The 5,228-nt window shown below is 73.0% G+C and carries 6 protein-coding genes and 1 pseudogene; 4 read left to right on the plus strand and 3 right to left on the minus strand.

Features of this window, described 5'->3' with window-relative positions:
- Nucleotides 1-67: 67 nt before the first annotated feature.
- Together B7L92_RS29900 and B7L92_RS29905 are read left to right on the plus strand one after the other, a co-directional pair.
- A complete protein-coding gene (locus B7L92_RS29900; RefSeq protein ID WP_081240480.1) occupies nt 68-1,435 on the plus strand; it encodes an L-serine ammonia-lyase in 1,368 nt (455 codons plus the stop codon).
- Nucleotides 1,436-1,709: 274 nt separating this feature from the next.
- Nucleotides 1,710-2,267, plus strand: coding sequence for a glycoside hydrolase family 25 protein (locus B7L92_RS29905; RefSeq protein ID WP_081240481.1), 558 nt, complete (start codon nt 1,710-1,712; stop codon nt 2,265-2,267).
- 39 nt (nt 2,268-2,306) lie between these two features.
- Here the strand turns inward: B7L92_RS29905 and B7L92_RS29910 are convergent, their stop codons facing one another.
- Together B7L92_RS29910 and B7L92_RS29915 are read right to left on the minus strand one after the other, a co-directional pair.
- On the minus strand, nt 2,307-3,113 hold the full coding sequence (locus tag B7L92_RS29910) for an NADPH-dependent F420 reductase (RefSeq protein WP_368656273.1): 807 nt from the start codon (nt 3,111-3,113) through the stop codon (nt 2,307-2,309).
- 57 nt (nt 3,114-3,170) lie between these two features.
- On the minus strand, nt 3,171-3,383 hold the full coding sequence (locus B7L92_RS29915; protein WP_081240483.1) for an EF-hand domain-containing protein: 213 nt from the start codon (nt 3,381-3,383) through the stop codon (nt 3,171-3,173).
- A gap of 307 nt (nt 3,384-3,690) precedes the next feature.
- Here B7L92_RS29915 and B7L92_RS29920 point away from each other — a divergent pair, with 307 nt between their 5' ends.
- The gene (locus B7L92_RS29920) at nt 3,691-4,353 is read left to right on the plus strand and encodes a GNAT family N-acetyltransferase (RefSeq protein ID WP_081240484.1); all 663 of its coding nucleotides are present in this window, start codon (nt 3,691-3,693) and stop codon (nt 4,351-4,353) included.
- A gap of 82 nt (nt 4,354-4,435) precedes the next feature.
- Here B7L92_RS29920 and B7L92_RS29925 read toward each other — a convergent pair whose 3' ends face one another.
- Complete coding sequence (locus B7L92_RS29925) at nt 4,436-5,032, minus strand: ATP-binding protein (RefSeq protein ID WP_081240485.1); 597 nt, start codon at nt 5,030-5,032, stop codon at nt 4,436-4,438.
- Here B7L92_RS29925 and B7L92_RS43980 point away from each other — a divergent pair.
- Nucleotides 5,031-5,228 (plus strand): annotated as a pseudogene (locus B7L92_RS43980) (ATP-binding protein); the annotation flags it as partial. The gene B7L92_RS29925 and the pseudogene B7L92_RS43980 sit on opposite strands and share 2 nt — an antisense overlap.

Consider the following 5,228-nt stretch of genomic DNA (forward strand, 5'->3'; position numbering starts at 1 on the left):
CCCCTCTTCTCGTTCCACCCCTCCCCCGGTGGACAGCGCCGTCCACCGAACCCCTAGGAGTCCTCCCGTGGCCATCTCGGTCTTCGACCTGTTCTCGATCGGCATCGGCCCGTCCAGCTCGCACACGGTCGGCCCGATGCGGGCGGCCCGCATGTTCGCCCGGCGGCTGCGCAACGAGGACCTGCTGGAGTCGGTCGCCTCGGTCCGGGTCGAGCTGTACGGCTCCCTCGGCGCCACCGGCCACGGTCACGGCACGCCCAAGGCGGTCCTGCTCGGCCTGGAGGGCGACTCGCCGCGCACCGTGGACGTGGAGACGGCCGACGAGCGGGTGGAGAAGATCAAGGACGGCGGCCGGATCCGCCTCCTCGACGAGCACGAGATCGCGTTCTCCTTCGACGACGACCTGGTGCTGCACCGCCGCAAGACGCTCCCGTACCACGCCAACGGCATGGCCCTGTGGGCCTATGACGCGTCCGGCGCCGAGCTCCTGACCAAGACGTACTACTCGGTGGGCGGCGGCTTCGTCGTCGACGAGGAAGCGGTGGGCGCGGACCGCATCAAGCTGGACGACACCGTCCTGAAGCACCCCTTCCGCACGGGTGACGAGCTGCTGCGCCTGACGCGGGAGACGGGCCTGTCCATCTCCGCCCTGATGCTGGAGAACGAGCGCGCCTGGCGGACCGAGGAGGAGATCCGCGCGGGCCTGCTGGAGATCTGGCGGGTGATGCAGGCGTGCGTGACGCGCGGCATGTCCCGCGAGGGCATCCTGCCGGGCGGTCTGAAGGTGCGCCGCCGCGCCGCGAACACCGCGCGCAAGCTGCGCTCCGAGGGCGACCCGCAGGCCCTCGCCATGGAGTGGATCACCCTCTACGCGATGGCGGTGAACGAGGAGAACGCGGCCGGCGGCCGTGTGGTCACCGCCCCGACCAACGGCGCGGCCGGCATCATCCCGGCGGTGCTGCACTACTACGTCAACTTCGTGCCGGGCGCCGACGAGGAGGGCGTGGTCCGCTTCCTGCTCGCGGCCGGCGCCATCGGCATGCTCTTCAAGGAGAACGCCTCCATCTCCGGCGCCGAGGTCGGCTGCCAGGGCGAGGTCGGCTCCGCCTGCTCGATGGCCGCGGGCGCCCTCGCCGAGGTGCTCGGCGGCTCCCCGGAGCAGGTCGAGAACGCCGCCGAGATCGGCATGGAGCACAACCTGGGCCTGACCTGCGACCCGGTCGGCGGCCTGGTCCAGATCCCGTGCATCGAGCGCAACGGCATGGCCGCGGTGAAGGCGGTCACGGCGGCACGGATGGCGATGCGCGGCGACGGCTCGCACAAGGTGTCCCTGGACAAGGTCATCAAGACGATGAAGGAGACCGGCGCGGACATGTCGGTCAAGTACAAGGAGACGGCCCGGGGCGGACTGGCGGTCAACATCATCGAGTGCTGAGGGCACGGCCCCCTGACGGCGCGTCGTCCGGGGAGGGGCGCACCCCTGCGACGACGCGCCCGGGTGCTGCGCGGGGAGCCGGCCGTGGGTACGGCGGGCTGCTTTCCGGGGTGACCGAGGGGGAGCGGGTCCGTGACCGGTCGAGGGCGGTTCTCGACCGGACGTGTCCGCGGGGAACGCGCGCGCCCGCGGTCGGCCGCGCCGACGCGTGGACGCCGCGCGACGGGGGAAGGAACCACTCGACTCCCCTCCACGAGCACGTCAGGGAGCCCGCATGCTGCGTGGCATCGATGTGAGCGCGTACCAGCCCTCCTCCTACGACACCGACGGCCTGTCCTTCGTCTTCGTCAAGGCGACGGAGGGCCGTTCGTACACCAACCCCCGGCTCTCCGCCCAGACGAAGACGGCCCGCGACGCCGGTCTGGTCGTCGGCTTCTACCACTTCCTCTGGCCGGGCAACCTCACGGCCCAGGCGGAGTACTTCGTGCGCAGGGCGCCGGAGGAGCGGGGCGACGTCCTCGCCGTCGACTGGGAGAGGACCGGTGAGGGCACGCACGCGAGCAACAAGGAGAAGGACCGCTTCCTCCGGAAGGTGAAGGAGCTGCGGCCGCACAACCGGGTGATCCTGTACGCCAACCGGGACTTCTGGCTGAACGTCGACACCACCTCCTACGCCGGCGACGGCCTCTGGATCGCCGACCACGTCACCGCGGGCAAGCCCCGCATCGAGGCGAAGTGGCGCTTCCACCAGTACACCGACGACCCGCTGGACAAGAACGTCGCCGACTTCTCCGACGAGGCCGCGCTGCGGGAGTGGGCCGAGGGCGCCTGACCCCCGTGCGCGGGCACGGGGGCCGGGCCCGGGGTACGGCTACGCCCGGAACTCCGGGGTGCGCTCCGGGGACGCCTTCGCCAGGGCCTCGGTGACGGCCTCGACGCCCGCCCGCAGGCCGTAGACCGGGGTGCCGGGCTGCTGGCGCCAGGAGTCGTCGATGCCGCCCGCGTCGACGGTGTCGAAGCCGAGCTCCTCGATCAGGTCCCGCACCTTCCGCTTGGCCGCCGCGTCGTCGCCGGCGACGGGGAGGGCCATCCGGTCGGGGGCCCCGGCGGGGCGGTGGCGGTCCAGGATGTCCTGGGCGTACGTGCCGTTGAAGGCCTTGATCACGGGGTGGCCGAGCTGCCGCTCCGTCCAGCGGCTCTCGGTGAGGCCCTCGTCCTCGATGCCGGTGATCCTCCCGTCCCGCTGCTGCGGGTAGTAGTTGCCGGTGTCGATGACGGCGACGCCCTCCGCGGCCCCGTCGAACAGCCCGGACGGCAGGTCCGGTACGGCCTTCAGCGGCACGGTGACCACCACGACCTCCGCGCCCCGGGCCGCCTCCTCGGCCCGCACCGGGGTCGCGCCGGTCTCCTCGGCCAGGTCCGTGAGCGTGTGCGGGCCGCGGGAGTTGGCGACCGAGACGTCGTGGCCGAGCGACGTGAGCCGCCGCGTGAGGTTCCCGCCGATGTTTCCCGCGCCGATGATGCCGATCTTCATGTCTGACTCGCCTCGCCCTTCCGGGGATCGGTGTCCGCCTCGGTTCCCTTCGGGAACCGTCGTGGTCGGCACCAACCTCCGGGCGGGACGGACTATTCCGGCCCTGTGGGCCGTACGGGTGACACCGGTACCGGGGCCGGGCACGGCGCAGGGGCCCGGCCCGCGCGTGGAGGTGCGCGGATCGGGCCCCTGCGTGGGGGCTCACTTGTTCAGGTGGGCCCGGAACTCGTCGAAGGAGAGGACCTTGTCACCGTCCAGGTCGCGGGACTTGATGATCGCTTCTGCGACCGACTCGGTGACGTTCCAGTCACCGCCCTGGGCGAGGGCGGCCTTGAACTCGGCGGCGGTGATGAATCCGTCCCCGTCCGTATCGATCCGCTCGAACTGCTTGCGCGCTTCCTCGATGTCCGCCACCGATCCGCCCCTTTTTTCGTCTCGTGTTTCCGGTGTTCCGTCGGACTCCTCCGGAGTCCTGATGACGCACGTCAGGTTAACCGCCCGCGCGGGCCCTCAGCGCGGCGACCGCCCACCCGAACTCCGCCTCGTGGGAGGACGGGGGTTCCAGCCCGTTCACGAGCGCGGAGGCTCCCGGTAGCGGATGGTGCGCACGGACAGGCCGGTGGACCGGGCGAGTTCGCCGAGGGTGAGAAATCCGGTGCCGTCGTCGATCATGTCTGGGAGTCTGGGCCTTCCAGTGGGCGGAGACGCAAGGAGCGCGAGGGTGACGGACACGCCGGCGGACAGGCCGCGGAACGCTTTGCGGGACATTCTCGACGCGGCGGCGCGCGGTGACTTCCCGGCGGCGGACGGGGGGACGACGGTGGTGCCCCAGCCGTCCGGCCGGGACGCGGGGGTGCTGGCGTTCACCGCGCACTCCGTCGTCTTCACCGACGAGGACCCCGCGTGGGTGCGGCGGACGCTGGCCTCGCTCGACTGCGACGCGCTGGCCGCCACCCTGCACGCCCGTTTCCTGGCCGCCTTCATGGACCGCACGGGACGGCGGACGGACACGATCGACGTGATGACGGTGGCGGACCCGCTGCCGGCGGGGCCGCCGCTCGCGCTGGAGGAGAACGACGACCCCGGCCACCCCCGGGTGGCGAGCGCCCGCGGGCGGCGCGACGACGTGCGGGTGTGGGCGGCGGACGGGGGTGTGCTGGTCCTGGGGCGCGGGATCGCGGGACGGCTGGAGGTCGCGGTGGAGGTGGCGGAGGAGGCACGGCACCGGGGCCTGGGACGGCGGCTGGCGCTGGCGGCGCGGCACCTGGCCGGGGACGAGCCGGTGTGGGCGCAGGTCTCCCCGGGGAACGCCCGCAGCCTGCGGGCGTTCCAGGCGGCCGGTTACCGGCCGGTGGGTTCGGAGGCGTTGTTCCTCGCGCCGTGAGGCGCTCGTACCGCGGGGCACCCGCGCCCCGGAGGGAAGGCATCCGGCGCGCGCACCGCACGGGACGCGCGCCGGTGGGGGCTCAGCGGTCCCCGGTGCGCATCTCGAACCAGGTGGTCTTGCCCCGGGGCAGCAGGTCGACGCCCCAGCGGTCGGCGAGCTTGTCGACGAGGAAGAGGCCGCGGCCGCTGACGTCCATCTCCTGGACCGGCATCAGGCAGGGCAGGCCGCGGGAGGGGTCGCGGACCTCGACGCGGATCCAGCCGCGGCGGCGGCGCAGCCGGAGGCCGAAGACACGGGCGCCGGTGTGGCGCACGGCGTTGCCGACGAGTTCGGAGACGAGCAGGACGGCGTCCTCGGTGATCCTGGCGCCGAGGCCCCACTGGCGCAGGACCACGACCTGGGTGAGCCGGCGCGCGGTGGCGGCGGACTCGGGGCGGGACGGCAGCGGAACCTCCGCCTCCGTCGGGTTGCCGAACAACTCCAGTGCCTGCAGGGCGCGTTCGTCCTCGACCGTCGGCGACCAGCGCGACGCGGTCGCACGCTCGTCTCCCCGCGGCTGTTCCATGCCCTCCAGCCCCGCCATGCCCCCATCATGGACGTCCGCGGGACCCCCCGGGGCCGTTCCGGGGGAATACGCCCCCCGTACGCCCCCGCTCCGCGACGGGCTGGAGGGCATGGAACAGCCGCGGGGAGACGAGCGTGCGACCGCGTCGCGCTGGTCGCCGACGGTCGAGGACGAACGCGCCCTGCAGGCACTGGAGTTGTTCGGCAACCCGACGGAGGCGGAGGTTCCGCTGCCGTCCCGCCCCGAGTCCGCCGCCACCGCGCGCCGGCTCACCCAGGTCGTGGTCCTGCGCCAGTGGGGCCTCGGC

Source organism: Streptomyces viridosporus, from assembly GCF_002078235.1.
Taxonomy (GTDB): Bacteria; Actinomycetota; Actinomycetes; order Streptomycetales; family Streptomycetaceae; genus Streptomyces; species Streptomyces viridosporus.

Coding starts and splice junctions, on each gene's coding strand:
- B7L92_RS29925 (WP_081240485.1), bottom strand. CDS start 5,032: ATGCCCTCCAGCCCGTCGCGGAGCGGGGGCGTACGGGGGGCGTATTCC.
- B7L92_RS29905 (WP_081240481.1), top strand. CDS start 1,710: ATGCTGCGTGGCATCGATGTGAGCGCGTACCAGCCCTCCTCCTACGAC.